Source organism: Pseudomonas sp. R3-56 (assembly GCF_051132075.1).
Classification (GTDB): Bacteria; Pseudomonadota; Gammaproteobacteria; order Pseudomonadales; family Pseudomonadaceae; genus Aquipseudomonas.
In genome coordinates, this window is sequence record NZ_CP071657.1 from 2,365,754 (window position 1) to 2,385,495 (window position 19,742).

Annotated in this window: 16 protein-coding genes; 8 read left to right on the forward strand and 8 right to left on the reverse strand. The window is 62.3% G+C overall.

Annotated features, from left to right (window positions below; genetic code table 11):
* The first annotated feature begins 1 nt into the window (after position 1).
* From J3P96_RS10815 to J3P96_RS10830, 4 genes are all read left to right on the forward strand, one after another.
* On the forward strand, positions 2 to 1,423 hold the full coding sequence (locus J3P96_RS10815; protein ID WP_434601186.1) for a Y-family DNA polymerase: 1,422 nt from the start codon (positions 2 to 4) through the stop codon (positions 1,421 to 1,423).
* Positions 1,420 to 4,497, forward strand: coding sequence for an error-prone DNA polymerase (locus J3P96_RS10820; protein WP_434657001.1), 3,078 nt, complete (start codon positions 1,420 to 1,422; stop codon positions 4,495 to 4,497). The genes J3P96_RS10815 and J3P96_RS10820 overlap by 4 nt, the downstream gene beginning before the upstream one ends.
* A gap of 282 nt (positions 4,498 to 4,779) precedes the next feature.
* Entirely contained in the window at positions 4,780 to 6,891 is a 2,112-nt protein-coding gene (locus J3P96_RS10825; RefSeq protein WP_434657003.1) for an ATP-binding protein, read from the forward strand.
* 93 nt (positions 6,892 to 6,984) lie between these two features.
* A complete protein-coding gene (locus tag J3P96_RS10830) occupies positions 6,985 to 7,251 on the forward strand; it encodes a hypothetical protein (RefSeq protein ID WP_434573395.1) in 267 nt (88 codons plus the stop codon).
* A gap of 51 nt (positions 7,252 to 7,302) precedes the next feature.
* Here the strand turns inward: J3P96_RS10830 and J3P96_RS10835 are convergent, their stop codons facing one another.
* Positions 7,303 to 7,824, reverse strand: a complete 522-nt coding sequence (locus tag J3P96_RS10835) for a DUF4142 domain-containing protein (protein ID WP_434573397.1) — start codon at positions 7,822 to 7,824, stop codon at positions 7,303 to 7,305.
* 217 nt (positions 7,825 to 8,041) lie between these two features.
* On the opposite strand from J3P96_RS10835, the gene J3P96_RS10840 reads away from it, so the two are divergent.
* Entirely contained in the window at positions 8,042 to 8,269 is a 228-nt protein-coding gene (locus J3P96_RS10840; protein WP_305500279.1) for a YdcH family protein, read from the forward strand.
* A 141-nt stretch (positions 8,270 to 8,410) separates the two neighbouring features.
* Here the strand turns inward: J3P96_RS10840 and J3P96_RS10845 are convergent, their stop codons facing one another.
* The 3 genes from J3P96_RS10845 to J3P96_RS10855 form a co-directional block, all read right to left on the reverse strand.
* Positions 8,411 to 9,274 carry a LysR family transcriptional regulator gene (locus J3P96_RS10845; protein ID WP_305501220.1) on the reverse strand — a complete coding sequence of 288 codons (864 nt, stop codon included), beginning with the start codon at positions 9,272 to 9,274 and terminating at the stop codon, positions 8,411 to 8,413.
* Between the two features lie 154 nt (positions 9,275 to 9,428).
* Complete coding sequence (locus tag J3P96_RS10850; RefSeq protein ID WP_434657005.1) at positions 9,429 to 9,746, reverse strand: SCP2 sterol-binding domain-containing protein; 318 nt, start codon at positions 9,744 to 9,746, stop codon at positions 9,429 to 9,431.
* A 52-nt stretch (positions 9,747 to 9,798) separates the two neighbouring features.
* On the reverse strand, positions 9,799 to 10,509 hold the full coding sequence (locus tag J3P96_RS10855; RefSeq protein ID WP_434630134.1) for a histidine phosphatase family protein: 711 nt from the start codon (positions 10,507 to 10,509) through the stop codon (positions 9,799 to 9,801).
* Positions 10,510 to 10,735: 226 nt separating this feature from the next.
* Between J3P96_RS10855 and sohB the strand changes: the two genes are divergently transcribed.
* Positions 10,736 to 11,767 carry a protease SohB gene (sohB, locus tag J3P96_RS10860; RefSeq protein ID WP_305500284.1) on the forward strand — a complete coding sequence of 344 codons (1,032 nt, stop codon included), beginning with the start codon at positions 10,736 to 10,738 and terminating at the stop codon, positions 11,765 to 11,767.
* Positions 11,768 to 11,962: 195 nt separating this feature from the next.
* On the opposite strand, the gene J3P96_RS10865 is transcribed toward sohB, so the two are convergent.
* The 4 genes from J3P96_RS10865 to metH all read right to left on the reverse strand — a co-directional run bounded on the left by J3P96_RS10865 (position 11,963) and on the right by metH (position 18,674).
* The gene (locus J3P96_RS10865) at positions 11,963 to 12,457 is read right to left on the reverse strand and encodes a DUF934 domain-containing protein (RefSeq protein WP_305500286.1); all 495 of its coding nucleotides are present in this window, start codon (positions 12,455 to 12,457) and stop codon (positions 11,963 to 11,965) included.
* Entirely contained in the window at positions 12,441 to 14,099 is a 1,659-nt protein-coding gene (locus tag J3P96_RS10870; RefSeq protein ID WP_434573404.1) for a nitrite/sulfite reductase, read from the reverse strand. The genes J3P96_RS10865 and J3P96_RS10870 overlap by 17 nt, the downstream gene beginning before the upstream one ends.
* Before the next feature lie 549 nt (positions 14,100 to 14,648).
* Positions 14,649 to 14,867 (reverse strand): DUF2970 domain-containing protein, encoded by a 219-nt coding sequence (locus J3P96_RS10875; RefSeq protein ID WP_024781254.1) that lies wholly within the window; start codon positions 14,865 to 14,867, stop codon positions 14,649 to 14,651.
* A 96-nt stretch (positions 14,868 to 14,963) separates the two neighbouring features.
* The gene (gene metH / locus J3P96_RS10880) at positions 14,964 to 18,674 is read right to left on the reverse strand and encodes a methionine synthase (RefSeq protein ID WP_434657008.1); all 3,711 of its coding nucleotides are present in this window, start codon (positions 18,672 to 18,674) and stop codon (positions 14,964 to 14,966) included.
* 51 nt (positions 18,675 to 18,725) lie between these two features.
* Between metH and J3P96_RS10885 the strand changes: the two genes are divergently transcribed.
* Both J3P96_RS10885 and nfuA read left to right on the forward strand, forming a co-directional pair.
* A complete protein-coding gene (locus J3P96_RS10885; protein ID WP_434657010.1) occupies positions 18,726 to 18,974 on the forward strand; it encodes a hypothetical protein in 249 nt (82 codons plus the stop codon).
* Between the two features lie 37 nt (positions 18,975 to 19,011).
* Positions 19,012 to 19,596, forward strand: a complete 585-nt coding sequence (gene nfuA / locus J3P96_RS10890) for a Fe-S biogenesis protein NfuA (protein ID WP_003182850.1) — start codon at positions 19,012 to 19,014, stop codon at positions 19,594 to 19,596.
* The last annotated feature ends 146 nt before the right edge of the window (positions 19,597 to 19,742 follow it).

Here is a 19,742-nt window from a genome sequence, read left to right on the forward strand (position 1 = left end):
AATGCGCTGGGTCTGTATCCTCTTCCCGCAATTGGCGCTGGACGCCGCGCTGCGCCAGCGCCCCGATCCCGACGAGCCCCTGGCGCTGCTGACCGGTCCGGCCCAGCGCCGGGTGTTGCAAGCGGTCAATGAGCCGGCGCGCGCCCTGGGCTTGCGGCCCGGCCAGACCATGACCGCCGCCCAGGCCCTGAGCAAAGGGTTCGCCACGGCCGAATACGACGCGGCGCAGATCGAGCACTGGCAACAATTCCTGGCGGCCTGGGCCTACCGCTTCAGTTCCCAGGTCAGCGTGCATTACCCGCGCACGGTGCTGTTCGAGATCGAATCGAGCCTGGGGCTCTTCGGGCCCTGGCCGGTGTTCGAGGCTCGGTTGCGGGCCGAGCTGACTGAACTGGGCTTCCGTCATCGCATCGTCGCCGCCCCCAACCCCGTGGCGGCGCGGATGTTGGCCAATGCCCATGACGCCCTGGTCGTGCCCGATGGCGAAACCTTGCAAGCGTACCTGGGGCAAATGCCGGTGGACCGCATCGGCCTGGCCGCCGACGTCGCCACGGCACTGTCGCGCATGGGCCTGCGCCGCCTGGATCAGATCCGGGCCTTGCCTCGGCACACCCTGGCGCGGCGCTTCGAGGCCGATGTGCTCAAGCACCTCGACGCGCTGACGGGCAGTCGTACCCTGGCGCTGTCGTTCTACCTGCCTCCGGACCGTTTTGATGTGCGCATCGAACTCAATTACGACGTGCAGTCCCATCAGGCACTGCTGTTTCCGCTGCGCCGGTTGACCGGTGACCTGTCGGCTTTCCTGTGTGGGCGCGACAGCGGTGTGCAGCGTTTCGACTTGCATCTGGAACACGCCGGTCTGCCGGACACGGTGATCAAGGTCGGCCTGCTCAGCGCCGAGCGAGAGCCTTCGATGCTGTTCGAACTGGCTCGTGGTCGTCTTGAACAGGTACAGGTCGAGGCGCCAGTGCGCGGATTTCGCTTGTGTGCCGACAACCTGCCGAGCTTCGTGCCCCAGCGCCTGGAGTTGTTCGACGAGCGTCCTCAACAGTCCTTGCCCTGGGAACAACTGCGCGAACGGCTGCGGGCGCGCCTGGGGGATGACGCCGTGCTGGGGCTGGGATTCGGAGACGATCATCGACCCGAGTGCGCCTGGCAGATGATTCCCCAGCCGCGGCAACAGGCATGCCCGCTGCGCGAGGAAATCCAGCGTCCCGGCTGGCTGCTCGGCGAGCCCCAGGCGTTACCTGAGGGCCAGGCGCGAATCCTCATGGGGCCGGAGCGCATCGAGTCCGGCTGGTGGGACGGAGCCGACGTGCGCCGCGATTATTACCTGATCGAAACCCGCGCCGGGCAACGCGGCTGGGCCTACCGACCGGTGGGCGAGGGCGGGCCGTTGTGGCTGCAGGGCTGGTTCGCATGAGCATCGAATACGCCGAGCTGCATTGCCTGTCGAACTTCAGTTTCCAGCGCGGCGCCTCCAGCGCCCTGGAATTGTGTCGCCGCGCCAAGGAGCAGGGTTATGCGGCCCTGGCGATTACCGATGAATGCACCCTGGCCGGGATCGTCCGGGCCTGGCAGGCGGCCAGGGAGCTTGGACTGCAACTGATCGTCGGCAGCGAAATCCAGGTCGAGGACGGCCCGAAACTGGTGCTGCTGGTGGAGAACCTCGAGGGTTACCAGACCTTGTGCCGGCTGATCACCCGCGCCCGGCGGCGTAGCGAGAAAGGCTGTTATCGCATCGTCCGGGAAGACTTCGACGAACTTCTGCCGGGTTTGCTGGCGCTGTGGATCCCCGAAGGCAAGGCGCCCGAGGAGCAGGGGCGCTGGCTCCAACATGTCTTCAAAACGCGACTATGGCTGGCCGTGCAATTGCATTGCAGCCAGGACGATCGCCAGCGGCTGGCGGACTTGCTCGCATTGGCCGGACACCTTGGCCTTCCCGCCGTCGCCACGGGGGATGTGCACATGCATGTGCGTGGTCGGCGTGCCTTGCAAGACACCATGACCGCCATCCGTCACCACGTCACCGTGGCCGAGGCCGGCCAGCGCCTGCACCCCAACGGCGAACGCCATCTGCGCAGCTTGCAGGCCTTGGCCGATCTCTACCCGCAGGCCTTGCTCGATGAAACCCTGGAAATCGCCCGGCGTTGTACGTTCGACCTCGGCCAGTTGCGCTACGAATACCCCCGCGAGCTGGTGCCTGATGGCCACGATCCGGCGTCCTGGCTGCGGGAATTGACCGAGCGCGGCCTGCGCGAGCGCTGGGAGAACGGCGTGACAGACAAGGTGCGCGTGCAGATCGACAAGGAATTGAAGCTGATCGCCGAACTGGGCTACGACAGCTACTTCCTCACCGTGCAGGACATCGTCAGTTTCGCCCGCAGCCGCCACATTCTCTGCCAGGGTCGAGGCTCGGCGGCCAACTCGGCGGTGTGCTACGCCCTGGGCATCACCGAAATCGATCCGAGCCAGACGGACATGTTGTTCGAACGCTTCCTGTCCCGCGAGCGCAATGAGCCGCCGGACATCGACGTCGATTTCGAACACGAGCGCCGCGAAGAAGTCTTGCAGTATGTGTTCCAGCGTTACGGCCGGCATCGCGCGGCGTTGACGGCGGTGGTCAGCAGTTACCACGGCGCCGGGGCGGTGCGCGATGTGGCCAAGGCCTTGGGCCTGCCGCCGGATCAGGTCAATGCGCTGGCCGATTGCTGCGGGCGCTGGAGCGATGAAGCGCCGCCCCTGGACCGCTTGCGCGAAGGTGGTTTCGACCCGGACAGCCCGGTGTTGCGCCGGGTGCTGAGCCTGACCCGGCAACTGATCGGCTTCCCCCGGCACCTGTCCCAACACCCCGGCGGTTTCGTGATTTCCCAGCAACCGCTGGACACCCTGGTGCCGGTGGAAAACGCCGCGATGGCCGAGCGCACCATCATCCAGTGGGACAAGGACGACCTTGATGCGGTCGGGCTGCTCAAGGTGGATATCCTTGCCCTGGGCATGCTCAGCGCTATCCGTCGCTGTTTCGACCTGATCGCGCACTACCGAGGCGTGCGGCATACCCTGGCATCGTTGCCCAAGGACGATCGGGCGACGTTCGAGATGATCAGCCGCGCCGACACCATCGGGGTGTTCCAGATCGAATCCCGGGCGCAGATGGCGATGTTGCCCCGGCTCAAGCCCAGAAAGTATTACGACCTGGTGATCGAAGTGGCAATCGTGCGGCCGGGACCGATCCAGGGCGGCATGGTGCACCCGTATCTACGGCGACGAAATGGCGAAGAGCCCGTCACTTATCCTTCGGAAAAACTGAAAAAAGTGCTGGGTCGCACCTTGGGCATTCCGTTGTTCCAGGAACAGGTAATGCAGATCGCCATTGTCGCGGCGGACTACACGCCCGGCGAGGCGGATCAGTTGCGTCGCTCGATGGCCGCGTGGAAACGCCACGGCGGCCTTGAGCCGCATCGCGAGCGCCTGGCGGAAGGTATGAAGAACAACGGCTACACGCCCGAGTTCGCCGCGCAGATCTTCGAGCAGATCAAGGGCTTCGGCAACTATGGCTTTCCGGAATCCCATGCCGCCAGTTTCGCCTTGCTGACCTACGCCAGCAGTTGGCTCAAATGCCACGAACCGGCGGCGTTCGCCTGCGCCCTGATCAACAGTTGGCCCATGGGTTTCTATAGCCCGGACCAGATCCTCCAGGATGCCCGCCGGCATCACTTGCAGATCCGTGCGACGGACGTGCGCGCCAGCGACTGGGAATCCAGCCTCGAACCCCAGGAGGGCCGGCAACCGGCGATCCGCATGGGCTTGCGCCTGATCAAGGGCTTTCGTGAAGACGATGCCCGCCGTATCGAGGCGGCTCGTAGACAGCGGCCTTTCAACGATGTGGCGGACCTTGCCGAACGGGCTCGACTCGATGCCCGGGCCATGGAACAACTGGCCGACGCCGGCGCATTGCGCGGTATGGCTGGCGATCGTCACCGTGCCCGCTGGGAAATCGCCGGGGTGCAAAAACAACTGGGCCTGTTCGCCGGCTTGCCCAACGAGGAGGAACCGCCCGTGGTCTTGCCGACGCCCACGGTGGGGGAGAACCTGTTCGCCGACTACGCCACGTTGGGCACCACGCTGGGGCCGCATCCGCTGGCCTTGTTGCGTCCCGAATTGCGCGCCCGGCGCTGCCGCAGTTCGCGGGAATTGCAAGCGGTGGAACACGGTCGCAACGTCAGCGTCGCCGGACTGGTCACCGGCCGCCAGCGCCCGGGCACGGCCAGTGGCGTGACCTTCGTCACCCTGGAAGATGAATTCGGCAATCTCAACGTGGTGGTCTGGCGCGACCTGGCCGAGCGTCAACGCAAGGTCCTGGTGGGTTCGCAATTGCTTCGGGTGGACGGGCGCTGGGAGAGTGTCGGCGAGGTCCGCCACCTGATCGCCGGGCGCCTGAGCGACCTGACTGGATTGCTGGCGGGCATCAATGTGCGCAGTCGCGATTTCCGCTGAACAGCACCCTGTGGCGAGGGAGCTTGCTCCCGCTGGGCTGCGCAGCAGCCCCAAAACCATTCAGCAGGATACATCTGGATAACAGCGGGTTTTTTACGACTGCTGCGCAGCCGAGCGGGAGCAAGCTCCCTCGCCACGGTGTCCACCCTGTCCCCCGGACCAGGCAGGACCGGCGCAGGGGCTTCGGCATGAACCAATTGCCAACCCCGCGCTCGAAGCACTAGCACAAGGGACTTGTGGTATGCCGCTTCCCTGCTGGTAGTTTGAGGTGAGAGTCGTTCCATGAAGTTCTTATCCCAGAGTAACGGGTGTCCCGGTTGGGACGGTGAGATGGCCCGACGTATCCGGGCCTACGATTGGAGTCGCACCGAACTGGGTGCGATCGAGCACTGGTCCGCCAGCCTGCGCAGCGCTGTCCAGTTGATGCTGGCTTCGCCCTTGCCGATGGTCATGTTGTGGGGCCGCCAGGGCTTCATGATTTATAACGATGCCTATGCCGAGTTTGCCGGCGGCCGTCACCCGTACCTGTTGGGGCGCGCGGTGGAGCTGGGTTGGCCGGAAGTCGCTGAATTCAATCGCCATGTACTCGACGTGTGCCTGGCGGGCGGCACCTTGTCCTACCGCAGCAAGGAACTGGTATTGCTGCGCGACGGCAAGCCCGAAGACGTCTGGATGGACCTCTATTACAGCCCGGTGCCCGACGATGATCATTCGCCGGCTGGCGTCCTGGCGATCGTCGTGGAAACCACCGAACTGGTGCTCAGCGAGCGGGCCCGACAAGAGGCGGAACGCAGCTACCGTGCGGTCAACGAGCGTATTCAGTTGGCGCTTTCGGCCGGGCCGTTGCTGGGCTCGTTTGTCTGGGATATCCCGGCCGACACACTGTCCGGCGACGAGCGTTTCGCCCGTACGTTCGGCTATCCGCCCGAATGTTCGTTGGATGCACTGCCCATCGAGATCGCTCGCCAGCGCATCCATCCGGATGATCTTGCCGACGTGGAGCAACGTGTCGACCTGACGGTGCGCACGGGCGCGCCCTACAGCGCTGAATACCGTGTGCGCCGTGGTGAGGACGAATACCTCTGGGTGCTGGCCAGCGGCCGCTGCGAGTTCGATGCGTTGGGCAAGCCCCTGCGTTTTCCCGGTGTGCTGATCGACATCAATGAGCGCAAGACTGCCGAAGCGTCGTTGCTCAAGTTCACCCGCGAGCTGGAACAACGGGTCGCCGATGAAGTACAGGCGCGGCTGGCGGCTGAAGAACAGTTGCGCCAATCGCAGAAGCTCGAGGCCATCGGCGGGCTTACGGGGGGCGTGGCCCACGACTTCAACAATCTGCTCCAGGTGATCGGTGGAAACCTGCATCTGCTGGCTCGCCACGAACCCGACAATCCCAACGTGCAACGGCGGGTCGGGGCGTCCATCGAAGCCGTAGAGCGAGGCGCCAAGCTGTCATCGCAACTATTGGCTTTTGCCCGGCGCCAGCCCTTGTCCCCGGCCGTCTACAATCCACGGCGCATCTACGATGGCCTGGGCGAGTTGTTGCAACGGGCACTGGGGGAAACCATCCGGATCGACGTGGCGTTGCCGGATGAGCCTTGGTGCATCCATGTCGACCGCAACCAATTGGAAAACGCCCTGTTGAACCTGGCGATCAACGCCCGCGATGCCATGGGCGGCGAAGGGACCATCTGCCTGATCGGCGAGAACATCGCACTGGATGAGTCATCATGCGCCGGTAAAGGTGTTGCGGCTGGCGATTACGTACGGCTGTCGGTGACCGATTGTGGCGCGGGCATGGCGCCTGAAGTCCTCAAGCAGGTTTTCGAGCCGTTCTTCACCACCAAGACCGACGGCCACGGTACCGGGCTCGGCTTGAGCATGGTGTTCGGGTTCGTCAAGCAGAGCGGCGGCCATATCGAGATTTCCAGTCATCCGGGAGAAGGCACCCAGGTGCACATGTACTTCCCGCGCAGCCATAGGCCCGAGTCGGAGGAGCAGACGCACCACCGCGCGAATCAGTCGGGCTTGCAGGAAACTGTCCTGGTGGTCGAGGACAACGATGACGTGCGCGGTGCCTCGGTGGAATTGCTCGAGCTGTCGGGTTATCGGACCCTGACCGCAGCGAATGGCGACGAGGCCATGAAACTGTTGCTGGAGGGCATCGCGGTCGACCTGATCTTCACCGACGTGGTCATGCCCGGGCTGATCAAGAGCTCCGACCTGGCCGCCTGGGCCAAGGTCCAGTCCCCGCCGGTGCCGGTGTTGTTCACGTCCGGGCACACCCGCGACATCATCTCGCGCAATCATCAGTTGAGCCCGGACACCCATCTGCTGAGCAAACCCTATAGCCCGGATGCGCTAACCCGGATGGTCAGGTCGGTACTGGGCGGCTGAGCATGCTGCAAAAGAATGGAACCCAGCCGCCTTGCCACCTTCGAATAACCAAGGCCGTCGATTGAACCGGCCCTGTCATGAACGAGGTGTCCAATGAGCGATCCTGCAAATACCCAGCAACAAGGCCAGACGCAGACCCAGTCTTCGCGTAACGATCCGGCCGTCGATCCCCAAGCGCCGGGCAACCCGCCCGCCGGTCCGGCTGGAACGCACCAGGCTCACAGCGCTGCCAGCGAGGTCGATCAGAAACAACATCACCAGGACAACGACAACACCTACAGCCCTGGCTTCAAGCCAGAGCCGGATCGACCTGGCCCCGGCGACAAGACCGACGCCGACATCGATACCGCCGACAGCTAGCCAACAAAAAGCCCGACTCGATAGTCGGGCTTTTTCATGCATTGCTTTGAGTTATTTACTAGGATGCGCGGCCTGGAGCTTCTTGGCCATTTCCAGGTGATGCTGCAGGTCGGGCAGCATTTTCTGGGCAAACGCCTTGAGTTCGGTATTGCCGGGCTTCTTGTCGTCGGTGACGGTCTCGGCTTCCTTCTTGAACAGGGCGATGGTTTCTTCATGGGCCATCACCTGGTTATTGGCGAAGGCTGGATCGAAGGACTCGTCACGCACATCGAGAATCTTGGCCTTGGCCTTTTTCATCAACGTGGTGTCATCCGGTACTTCGATGTCGTGTTTTTGCGCCAGCGCCTTCAGCTCTTCGTTGGCTTTGGTGTGGTCGGTGATCATCTTGTTGGCGAACTCCTTGATGTCCGCCGATTGGCTTTTTTGCAGCGCCAGTTTGCTGGTTTCGATTTCCGCTATGCCGTTGGCCGCCGCGTTATCGACAAAGTCGTTGGACGTCGCGGCCCATGCCATGCCCATGCTGGTACTCAGGGCAACTGCAAGGCCGAGTTGACGCAGGGTAAATCTGTCCATAGGTAAGTCTCCACACAGGTTGTACGAGTGTTCTTGTGGTCACTGTTCAATGGAGAGCGGGAAGGGGCCGAAGGTTTGATCGGGGCGCGGCGCGGCACGACGAACGGTCACCGCTGGTCGGATTGGCGGTCGACAGAAGCCGACCGGCAAGGCCATGCTGGTGACAGGCAGTGCCATGAAAAGCACTCGCCACCGAACCAACCAAAGGAGGTGCTCCATGCCGGTGTCCCATGATCTTTGCCAGGATCTTGATTGCACAAAAGACCACATCCAGCAGAAGCGTAGCGAGGATCCGACGCTCGACGAATTGCTCAAGAAGTATGCGCGAATCGACGCCGAGGTCGTGAATGCCGAGAAGCCGCCCGTCACGCTGTCCGATCCTGCTTTGGAGACACTCAAGAAAGAACGCTTGCAGACCAAGGACAAGATCGCCGCGCGGATATAGAAGGCGCATAGCGATCAGCTAGGAACCGTTGTGGCGAGGGGATTTATCCCCGTTGGGTCGCGAAGCGGCCCCATTTGAAGTTGCGAGGGACTGCTGCGCAGCCCAACGGGGATAAATCCCCTCGCCACAGATAACCGGGCATCAGCCCAGCGGATCCCAACGCTGGGACCAGTCACTGCCAGCCTTGACGATCCCCCGCAGCACCTCGAACGCCTGTTGCAATGCCGCCGAATCGCGGTCCCTGGAATACACCAGGTAGGTCGGGTAGTTGAACTCCGGCGCCTTGGGCACCCGCTCCAGAATGCCGCTGTCCAGGTAGCTCTGCACGACCCGGGTGCGGAAGTAGCCGCTACCGCCGTTTTCCAGAATATATTGCAGCGCCAGTGGACCGAGATTGAAGGTCACGGCGGCCTTGGCCTTGTCCGGAAGCGCCGTGTCGTGCTGGCGCCGGAAGTCCGCGCTCCAGTCGATGTACACGTAGGGCTCGGGGCGAGCGGCCAGGCGCACCAGGATGAGTTTTTCCTCCAGCAACTGCTCCACCTGCAATCGCGGCCAGTATTCGGGCTGATAGACCACCGCCGCATCCAGCAGACCCAGCTCCAGTTGCTGCAAGAGTTTTTCACCGTCGCGGATGTCCATGCGCAGGGCATGGCCGGGGATTTTCTGGCGCAGCTCCCCCGCCCAGGCAAGCATCAGGGGATTGCACAAGCTGACCTCGCCACCGAGATGCAAGACGTTGCGATAACCCTCAGGCAGCGGCAGGTCCCGGCGGGCGGCCTCCCACGTCTGTACGAGCTGGTTGGCGTAGACCACGAAGGCTTCGCCATCGGCGGTCAATCGCGCACCGGCACGGTTACGCACGAACAGCGCGCAGCCGAGCTGGCTTTCGAGCTTCTGGACTCGGGCGGTTATCGCCGTCTGGGTGACGTGCAGTTTTTGCGCCGCAGCGGCGAGGCTGCCGTGGCGGACGATTTCCAGGAAGGTACGGGCGAGGTCGATGTCCATGGTCGGGCCGAAGCGGGTGGAGCGGGCATTGTAGGTGTTTCGACGATGGCAGGGGGGGCGTTCAACAAGAGATTCAAGGCAAGAAACACGAATCCCGCCACGGGGGCGGGATTCGTCAGCGATCAAAAGGCTTGCGAGGAACGCGAGCTCAATCTCAGGAAGGGAACAGTTCGGCCAGTTTCATCGACAGCATCATGTCGCCTTCAACGCGCAGCTTGCCGCCCATGAACGCTTGCATGCCGTCGGTCTCGCCGCTGACGATGCCTTTGAGGGTTTCGCTGTCCAGGATCAGCGTGCAGTTGGCGTCTGGGTGTTCGCCTTCCTGGATGTCGCAGGTGCCATCCTTGACGATCAGGGCGTACTGCTTGTCTTCGTCAGTGATATTGAAACCAAATACCAGGTCCAGGCCGGCAGCGGCGGCTGGGTTGAACTTGGCTTGCATGGCTTTTACGGCGTCGGCTACGGAGGTCATTGTTTCGATCCTTATTTGAGTGGTACAGCAAGGGTCTGCAAGTAATCCGGCCTCAGCGGAAGGTGATGAGGTCCGGGGTCTTCAGCAGTTGCAGATGCGCATGACTGTTGAAGGAAGCCAGGGCCACCTCGCGGCCTCTGAATTTCAGTTGGTTGAGCGAGGTGTTGACGATCTGCCAGTTCAGCTCGAAAGCTTGCCGGGCAGGCATCTGGGTGATCAGGTGAAGCAGGGCGGTGATGGTCCCGCCGGAGGTGAACACGGCGATCTTGTGGGTCTTGTCGGCCTTTTCGAGGATGCGGTGCAGGCCGGCCTGGACCCGCTCGACAAAACCCAGCCAGCTCTCCAGCCCGGGCGGGTCATACTGGCCGCTGAGCCAGCGTTCGACGATCAAGGCAAAAATGCGCTGGAACTCTCCGCGGTTCTGCGCCGCGTTGCGCAGGATGTGCAGCGCTTCGGGCTCCTGGGGCAGCATGTCCGGGAGCAGCGCGCGGATCACCGCGTCGGCATCGAATTCGTTGAACGCCGCGTCGATTTCCACCTCGGGAACCGGCAGCCCGACAGCGGACATCGCGCCCAGCGTGCCGATAGCGGTGTCCTGCTGGCGACGCAGGTCGCCCGAGAGGCAGCGATCGAACACGACGCCGAGCTCCGCCAGGTGGCCGCCGAGCACTTGGGCCTGGCGTATGCCATTGGGCGAAAGGACATCGTAGTCATCCGCACCAAAGGAGGCCTGGCCATGTCGTATCAGATAAATGCTGCCCACGTCCGCGTCATCCCGGTACGTTGAAGGTTTGGCGAGGTTATGAGGATGGCGGAGGGCTGTCAACGAAAAAACATACGCTCGTTTGAAATGACCGTTACAGGCCCGTCCGGACTCACCCGCGTTACGGTAACAGCAGGTTTCATGGCTGGCAGCGGGGCAGGCGCATGGGTATGCTGGGACCGTTACGCGCCTGCGTTCAGTGGCGCATTGCATTTAAGGAGTCGCTGTGGAGTTTTTTGTCGAATACGCCGGTTTTCTGGCCAAGACGGTGACGCTGGTGATCGCCATTCTGGTGGTCATGGCCAGTTTTGCTGCGTTGCGCAGCAAGGGACGGCGCAAGTCGGCCGGGCAGTTGCAAGTCAGCAAGCTCAACGATTTCTACAAGGGCTTGCGTGAGCGTCTGGAGCAGACGCTGCTGGACAAGGACCAGCTCAAGGCGCTGCGCAAGAGCGAAGGCAAGGCTGAAAAAGCCGGGAAGAAACAGAAAGACAAACCGGCGGCCAAGCCCCGGGTGTTCGTGCTGGACTTCGATGGCGATATCAAGGCTTCCGCCACCGAGAGCCTGCGTCACGAAATTACCGCGCTGCTGACCCTGGCGACCCCGAAGGACGAAGTGGTCCTGCGCCTGGAAAGCGGTGGCGGCATGGTCCACAGCTACGGCCTGGCCTCGTCGCAACTGGCGCGGATCCGTCAGGCCGGCGTGCCGCTGACGGTGTGCATCGACAAGGTTGCAGCCAGCGGCGGCTACATGATGGCGTGCATCGGCGAGAAGATCATCAGCGCCCCGTTCGCGATCCTCGGCTCCATCGGCGTCGTGGCCCAATTGCCCAACGTCAATCGCCTGCTGAAGAAACACGACATCGATTTCGAAGTGCTGACCGCCGGCGAGTACAAACGCACATTGACGGTGTTTGGCGAGAATACCGAGAAGGGCCGGGAAAAATTCCAGGAGGACCTGGACATCACCCATGAGTTGTTCAAGAACTTCGTGTCCAACTACCGCCCGCAGCTGGCTATCGATGAAGTGGCAACCGGCGAGGTCTGGCTCGGTGTCGCCGCGCTGGAGAAACGCCTGGTGGACGAGCTCAAGACCAGCGATGAATACCTGGCCGAACGGGCCAAGGGTGCCGAGCTCTATCACCTGCACTATGCCGAACGCAAAAGCCTGCAGGAGCGCATCGGCATGGCGGCCAGCGGTTCGGTGGACCGGGTGCTGCTGAGCTGGTGGAGCCGCCTGACGCAGCAGCGGTTCTGGTAATCCACTGAAGTCGCACCAACATTGTCCCCTGTGGGAGCGAGCCTGCTCGCGAAGACGGCGGTGCATTCGCCATGGATGCAAGCTGATCCACCGCTTTCGCGAGCAGGCTCGCTCCCACAGAGGTTTCGAAGTCGAGACCAACAAAAAAGCCCTGACCCGGTACACCCGGATCAGGGCTTTTTCATACTTCAACTATCAGCGGCGGCGAAACAGTGGCAACGGTTCGTCAGTGGCCGCCTGGTAGGTCACCGAAAAGTCCTTGAGGCTTTCGAGGGCTTCATAGGGGTCTTTGTCGGCACGCAGGGCAAAGGCGTCAAAACCGCAGCGGCGCATGTAGAACAACTGGTCGCGCAGCACATCGCCAATGGCGCGCAATTCGCCCTTGAAGCCATATCGTTCGCGCAACAGGCGCGCGTTGGAGTAGCTGCGCCCGTCGGTGAAGGCCGGGAAGTTCAGTGCGATGACTTGGAGCTGATTGGCGTCATCGCCGATTTCTTCCGCTTCTTCGTCGGCATCCAGCCACACGCCCAGGCCGCCATCACGGGCTTTGAGCGCATGGGCATGGTCGCGCCAAAGGGCGAGGGGCACGATCAGGTCGTCGCAGTTGGAAATGCCATCGAAGGTCGCGTCCTTGGGCAGCAAGTGCCAGGTTTCGTCGATGACCTCGTTGTTCTTAATGATTCGCTGCATAGACGCGTTCCTTGAAGAGGTCGATGCCGATACGTTGATAAGTGTCGATGAAACGCTCGTCTTCGGTACGTTGTTCGATGTACACGTCGATCAGCTTCTCGATCACATCCGGCATGTCATCCTGGGCAAACGACGGGCCGAGGATCTTGCCCAGGCTGGCGTCGCGGCTGCCGCTGCCACCGAGGGAGACCTGGTAGAACTCCTCGCCTTTCTTGTCCACGCCGAGGATGCCGATGTGACCGACGTGGTGGTGACCGCAGGCATTCATGCAGCCGGAAATGTTCAGGTCCAGCTCGCCGATGTCGAACAGGTAGTCGAGGTCGTCGAAGCGGCGCTGGATCGACTCGGCGATCGGGATCGATTTGGCGTTCGCCAGCGAGCAGAAATCCCCGCCCGGGCAGCAGATCATGTCGGTCAGCAGGCCGATGTTCGGCGTGGCGAAGCCTTGCTCGCGCAGCTCGCCCCACAAGGTGAACAACTGGCTCTGTTCAACGTCCGCCAGGATGATGTTCTGCTCGTGGGACGTGCGCAGCTGGCCAAAGCTGTAGCGGTCGGCCAGGTCGGCCACGGCGTCCATCTGCTTGTCGGTGATATCGCCCGGTGCGACACCGGTCGGCTTCAGCGACAGGGTCACCGCGACGTAGCCCGGTTTCTTGTGCTTGAGGGTGTTGCGTGTCCGCCAGCGCGCGAAGCCCGGGTGTTCCTTGTCGAGGGCGGCCAGTTCGGCGTCCTGGTTGTCCAGGGCCTTGTAGGCCGGGTCGACGAAATGCTTGGCCACGCGATGGACTTCGGCTTCGGTCAGGGTGGTCTGGCCGCCGCGCAGGTGGACCATTTCGGCCTCGACCTTTTCGGCGAACACTTCAGGCGTCAGGGCCTTGACCAGGATCTTGATCCGCGCCTTGTATTTGTTGTCGCGACGCCCGTAGCGGTTGTACACCCGCAGGATGGCGTCGAGGTAGCTCAGCAGGTCCTGCCATGGCAGGAACTCGTTGATGAACGCGCCGACCACCGGCGTACGGCCCAGGCCGCCGCCTACCAGCACGCGGAAGCCCAGCTCGCCGGCGGCGTTGTAGACCGCTTCGAGGCCGATGTCATGGACTTCGATGGCCGCGCGGTCCGAGGTCGAGCCATTGATGGCGATCTTGAACTTGCGCGGCAGGTAGGCGAATTCCGGGTGGAACGTGGTCCATTGGCGAACGATCTCGCACCATGGGCGCGGGTCGATCAGTTCGTCGGCCGCGACGCCGGCAAACTGATCGGTGGTCACGTTGCGCAGGCAGTTGCCGCTGGTCTGGATCGCGTGCATCTGCACGGTGGCCAGTTCCGCCAGGATCTCGGGCACGTCTTCCAGGGCAGGCCAGTTGTACTGGACGTTCTGCCGGGTACTGATGTGGGCGTAGCCCTTGTCATAGTCGCGGGCAATCTGGGCCAGCTTGCGCACCTGGCGCGAGGTCAGTTGGCCATAAGGCACCGCCACGCGCAGCATCGGGGCGAAGCGCTGGATATACAGGCCATTCTGCAAGCGCAGAGGGCGGAATTCTTCTTCGCTCAGCTCGCCTGCCAGATAGCGTCGGGTCTGATCACGGAACTGCTTGACGCGGTCCTCGATGATCCGCTGATCGTACTCGTCATATACGTACATATAAGTCTCGTTCTCAGGCTTGGGCCGATCAGAAACAGCTGCAGGTTGGCTCGCTGAAATCGGGTTCTGCCTCGGCAATTCTGCGCGCACGGCCGCGCACTCCTAGAGGAGCCGGTGCAAGATACCTGTTTTGAGTTATGCGCAAAAGTGATGTTTGAGTATATGTAAAGAACCAAATCGACTAATGCCTTCGATTATTGGCTAACCCACATTTGTCGTACGGGCAATCATCGTCTTAACTGTGGTCGAGTCCCTATGCAATCACCTACAAAACCGACAAGAGGCGATGCAATGAGTAATCCGACCAAAGCAAGGAAAAGCGACAGTACCGTTGATGCCTGGGCCATTCTGTTCCTGATTATCCTGGTGGTGGGCACGGCGGTGTTCTGGGTCAGTCATCAATAACGTCCCAATCCACGCATAACCCATTGAGGGAGCGAGCCTGCTCGCGAAAGCGATGTGTCAGTCGACATCATCATCATCGACTGGACTATCGTTTTCGCGAGCGGGCTCGCTCCCACAGGGGTAAGTGTGTGATGTTGAAGGGCGTCACAACCCCGCCAGATGCACCACCAGCTTGACGATGCCGAACAGGGTCAAGGCGAAGATCACCGTGAACGCGATTCCCAGTATCACGAAGTGACTCGGCTTACCGTGGGTGAAATCCCGGGCGCGGTTCTTGCCGCTCTGCACGCCGAAAGCGGCGGCCAGCACGCTGTGCATCATCTGCAACAGGGTCGGCGGCTTGTTGTCGACTGGATCGTCCATAAATCCCTCGTCTGCCATGGGTTTGGGACAAGCATAGACAACCCCAGGGAAAAGATCGCAGCGCGCCTCGGCTGCGATCTTTTCAGAAACGCCTGATCAGTTGTCGTAGCCCAGGTTCGGCGCCAGCCAGCGCTCGGTCACGCTCAGGTCCTGGCCCTTGCGCGCGGTGTAGCTCTGGACCTGGTCCTTGTCGATCTTGCCCACGGCGAAATACTGCGCCTGGGGATGGGCGAAGTACCAGCCGCTGACCGCCGCCGCCGGGAACATCGCGTAGTGTTCGGTGAGGAACACGCCGCTGCGTCCGGCTTTCAGTTCGCTGGCCTCGGGGTCGAGCAGGCGGAACAGGGTGGCTTTCTCGGTGTGATCCGGGCAGGCCGGGTATCCGGGGGCAGGGCGGATGCCGGTGTATTGCTCCTTGATCAGCGCCTCGTTGTCCAGGCGCTCATCCTTGGCATAGCCCCAATACTCCTTGCGCACCTGCTGGTGCAGCCATTCGGCGCAAGCTTCGGCCAATCGGTCGGCCAGGGCCTTGACCATGATCGAGTTGTAGTCGTCGCCGGCGTTCTGGTAGGCCTTGGCGACTTCTTCGGCACCGATGCCGGCGGTGGTGATGAAGCCACCGACATAGTCGGTCACGCCGCTGTCCTTGGGTGCGACGAAGTCGGCCAGGGAGAAGTTCGGCTTGCCGTCGGTCTTGATGATCTGCTGGCGCAGGTGATGCAGGCGCGCCAGTGGCTTGCCGTCGTCGCCATAGACTTCCAGGTCGTCGTCATGCACTTGGTTGGCCGGCCAGAAGCCGAACACGGCACGGGCGCTGATGAGTTTCTCGTCGATCAGCTTGCGCAGCATCGCCCGGGCATCGGCGTACAGCGCGGTGGCCGCTTCGCCGACCACTTCGTCGGTGAGGATGCGCGGGTATTTGCCGGCCAGGTCCCAGGAAATGAAAAACGGCGTCCAGTCGATGTACTCGGCCAGAACGTTCAGGTCGATATCGTCCAGCACCCGTGCGCCGGTGAAAGTCGGCTTGACCGGCTGGTAGCTGCTCCAGTCGAACTGCGGCTTCTTCGCCACCGCCGCCGGGTAGCTCAGGCGCTCGGTGCGGGCGCTGCGGTTGGAGGTGCGCTCGCGCACGTCTATGTAGTCCAGGCGGGTCTTCTCGACAAACGCCGGCTTGAGCTCCTTGGACAGCAACTGCGTCGCCACGCCCACGGCGCGGGAGGCGTCGGTGACGTAAATCACTGCATCATTGCTGTACTTGGGTTCGATCTTCACGGCGGTATGGGCCTTGGAGGTCGTGGCGCCACCGATCATCAGCGGCAGGTGGAAGTCCTGGCGCTGCATCTCCCGCGCCACATGCACCATTTCATCCAGGGACGGTGTGATCAGGCCGGACAGGCCGATGATGTCGCACTTCTCATCTTTGGCCACCTGAAGGATTTTCTCCGCCGGCACCATCACGCCGAGGTCGACCACGTCGTAGCCGTTGCACCCCAGCACCACGCCGACAATGTTCTTGCCGATGTCGTGGACGTCGCCCTTGACCGTGGCCATCAGGATCTTGCCCTTGGCCTCTGGCTTGTCGCCTTTTTCCGCTTCGATGAACGGAATCAGGTGCGCCACGGCCTGCTTCATCACGCGGGCGGACTTGACCACCTGGGGCAGGAACATCTTGCCGGCGCCAAACAGGTCGCCGACGATGTTCATGCCGGCCATCAGCGGGCCTTCGATCACTTCGATCGGGCGGGCGAAGGACAGGCGCGATTCCTCGGTGTCCTCGACGATGTGGGTGGTGATGCCCTTGACCAGCGCGTGCTCCAGGCGCTTGTTCACTTCCCAGCCGCGCCATTCTTCGGTTTCCGCTTCCTTGACGCTGCCGTCGCCCTTGTACTTGTCGGCGATCGCGAGGAGGGCGTCGGTGCCTTCGGGTGTACGGTTGAGGATCACGTCTTCCACCGCGTCGCGCAGTTCCACCGGGATCTGGTCGTAGATCTCCAGTTGGCCGGCGTTGACGATGCCCATGGTCAGGCCCGCGCGGATCGCGTGCAGCAGGAACACCGAGTGGATCGCCTCGCGCACCGGGTTGTTGCCACGGAACGAGAACGACACGTTGGACACGCCACCGGAGGTCAGCGCGTAGGGCAGTTCGTCGCGGATGTAGGCGCAGGCGTTGATGAAATCCACGGCATAGTTGTTGTGCTCTTCGATACCGGTGGCGACGGCGAAGATGTTCGGGTCGAAGATGATGTCTTCCGGCGGGAAGCCAACCTCGTTGACCAGGATATCGTAGGAGCGCTTGCAGATTTCCTTCTTGCGCGCCTCGGTGTCGGCCTGGCCGGCTTCGTCGAAGGCCATCACCACCACGGCGGCGCCGTAGCGCTTGCACAGCTTGGCGTGGTGGATGAACTGCTCGACGCCTTCCTTCATGCTGATGGAGTTGACGATGCCCTTGCCCTGGATGCACTTGAGGCCAGCTTCGATGACTTCCCACTTGGAGGAGTCGATCATGATCGGCACGCGGGAAATGTCCGGTTCGCCGGCGATCAGATTGAAGAAGGTCACCATGGCCTTCTTCGAATCGAGCATGCCCTCGTCCATGTTGATGTCGATCACCTGGGCGCCGGCCTCGACCTGTTGCAGTGCCACTTCCAGGGCTTCGGTGTAGTTGTCTTCGCGGATCAGCCGGGCGAATTTGGCGGAGCCGGTGATGTTGGTCCGCTCGCCGACGTTGACGAACAACGAGCTGCGATCGATGGTGAACGGTTCCAGGCCCGACAGGCGGCACGCCCGGGGAATCTCGGGAATCTGCCGCGGAGCATAACCAGCGACGGCCTTGGCGATAGCTTCGATGTGTGCCGGGGTGGTGCCGCAGCAACCGCCGACGATATTGAGGAAGCCGCTCTGGGCAAATTCTTCAATGACCTTGGCGGTGTCCACCGGCAGCTCGTCGTATTCGCCGAATTCGTTGGGCAGGCCGGCGTTGGGGTGCGCCGACACATGGGTGCTGGCCTTGTTCGACAGTTCTTCCAGGTACGGGCGCAGTTCGCTGGCGCCGAGGGCGCAGTTCAGGCCGACGGAGATCGGCTTGGCGTGGGCCACCGAGTTCCAGAAGGCTTCGGTGGTCTGGCCGGAGAGGGTGCGGCCGGAGGCGTCGGTGATGGTGCCGGAAATCATGATCGGCAACTCGATGCCCAGCTCTTCATAGACGCCTTGCACGGCGAAGATCGCGGCCTTGGCATTGAGCGTGTCGAAAATGGTCTCGATCAGGATCAGGTCGGCGCCGCCTTCGATCAGGCCCTTGGTGGCTTCGGTGTAGTTCTCCACCAGCTCGTCGAAGGTCACGTTGCGGTAGCCGGGGTTGTTCACATCCGGCGACAGCGAGCAGGTGCGGCTGGTCGGGCCGAGCACGCCGGCGACGAAGCGCGGCTTGTCCGGGGTTTCGAGGGTCTTGGCGTCGGCCACCTTGCGGGCCAGGCGCGCGCCTTCCAGGTTCAGCTCGTAGGCCAGGCCCTGCATGCCGTAGTCGGCCTGGGACACCTGGGTGGCGTTGAAGGTGTTGGTTTCGAGGATGTCGGCGCCGGCATCCAGGTAGGCCTTTTCGATAGCGCCAATCACGTCGGGGCGGGTCAGCACGAGCAAGTCGTTGTTGCCCTTGACGTCGCTCGGCCAGTCGGCGAAGCGTTTGCCACGGTAGTCCTGCTCTTCCAGCTTGTAGCTCTGGATCATCGTGCCCATGCCGCCGTCGAGGATCAGGATGCGTTCCTTGAGGGCCTGCTGGAGAAGATAAAGGCGAGCGCTGCGATCAGACATAGGACTACCTGGAAAAAAGACCATTACGAAGGCCGGAATGATAGCAAACCTGTGCAGGATTTGATCATGGAGGGCTTTTGCATGAATTTAGCTCATGTTCGCAAGCGGTACCGGCCCGATCTATTACCGGCTCTGGCCGGTGCAGGGGGGATCGTGCACAAGACCCACATCACCTATGGCTTGAGCGCAGCGAAGATGGCGCGGATCAAGCGCGACCTCGCCCGGCAGTTGCTGCTTCGCGCCCTTGCGCGGTCGGCTGCTTTCCTGACAAAAATACTGGGACTTTGTCCGGCGCGATGATTGGCGTAAACTGCCGGCAAGCCTGCGAGGAGTTTCCATGACCGCCATTACCATTACCGATGCCGCCCACGATTACCTGGCCGACCTGCTGTCCAAGCAGAACACCCCGGGTATCGGGATCCGCATCTTCATCACCCAGCCCGGCACCCAGTACGCAGAGACGTGCATTGCCTACTGCAAGCCGGGAGAAGAAAAACCCGAAGATACCGCGCTGGGGCTCAAGAGCTTCACCGCGTACATCGACTCGTTCAGCGAAGCTTTCCTGGACGATGCGGTGGTCGACTACGCCACCGACCGCATGGGCGGCCAGCTGACCATCAAGGCGCCGAACGCCAAGGTACCGATGGTCAACGCCGACAGTCCGGTCAACGAGCGCATCAACTATTACCTGCAAACCGAGATCAACCCGGGGCTGGCCAGCCACGGCGGCCAGGTGTCGCTGATCGACGTGGTGGAAGACGGCATCGCCGTGCTCCAGTTCGGCGGCGGTTGCCAGGGCTGCGGCCAGGCTGACGTGACCTTGAAGGAAGGCATCGAGCGCACCTTGCTCGAGCGCATCCCGGAACTCAAGGGCGTACGCGACGTGACCGACCACACGCAGAAAGAAAACGCCTACTACTGATAGGTGCTAGCTGCGCGCAGAACACTGTGGCGAGGGAGCTTGCTCCCGCTCGATTGCGTAGCAATCGCAAGGCAACCCGCGCGTCTTCCGTGATTGACGCGTGAGTCGCCAGGGGACCGCTTCGCGGTCCAGCGGGAGCAAGCTCC

Coding starts and splice junctions, on each gene's coding strand:
- J3P96_RS10835 (WP_434573397.1), bottom strand. CDS start 7,824: ATGGACAGATTTACCCTGCGTCAACTCGGCCTTGCAGTTGCCCTGAGT.
- J3P96_RS10840 (WP_305500279.1), top strand. CDS start 8,042: ATGCCGGTGTCCCATGATCTTTGCCAGGATCTTGATTGCACAAAAGAC.
- J3P96_RS10865 (WP_305500286.1), bottom strand. CDS start 12,457: ATGCAGCGAATCATTAAGAACAACGAGGTCATCGACGAAACCTGGCAC.
- J3P96_RS10820 (WP_434657001.1), top strand. CDS start 1,420: ATGAGCATCGAATACGCCGAGCTGCATTGCCTGTCGAACTTCAGTTTC.
- J3P96_RS10825 (WP_434657003.1), top strand. CDS start 4,780: ATGAAGTTCTTATCCCAGAGTAACGGGTGTCCCGGTTGGGACGGTGAG.
- J3P96_RS10815 (WP_434601186.1), top strand. CDS start 2: ATGCGCTGGGTCTGTATCCTCTTCCCGCAATTGGCGCTGGACGCCGCG.
- metH (WP_434657008.1), bottom strand. CDS start 18,674: ATGTCTGATCGCAGCGCTCGCCTTTATCTTCTCCAGCAGGCCCTCAAG.
- J3P96_RS10830 (WP_434573395.1), top strand. CDS start 6,985: ATGAGCGATCCTGCAAATACCCAGCAACAAGGCCAGACGCAGACCCAG.
- J3P96_RS10875 (WP_024781254.1), bottom strand. CDS start 14,867: ATGGACGATCCAGTCGACAACAAGCCGCCGACCCTGTTGCAGATGATG.
- J3P96_RS10850 (WP_434657005.1), bottom strand. CDS start 9,746: ATGACCTCCGTAGCCGACGCCGTAAAAGCCATGCAAGCCAAGTTCAAC.
- J3P96_RS10845 (WP_305501220.1), bottom strand. CDS start 9,274: ATGGACATCGACCTCGCCCGTACCTTCCTGGAAATCGTCCGCCACGGC.
- nfuA (WP_003182850.1), top strand. CDS start 19,012: ATGACCGCCATTACCATTACCGATGCCGCCCACGATTACCTGGCCGAC.
- J3P96_RS10870 (WP_434573404.1), bottom strand. CDS start 14,099: ATGTACGTATATGACGAGTACGATCAGCGGATCATCGAGGACCGCGTC.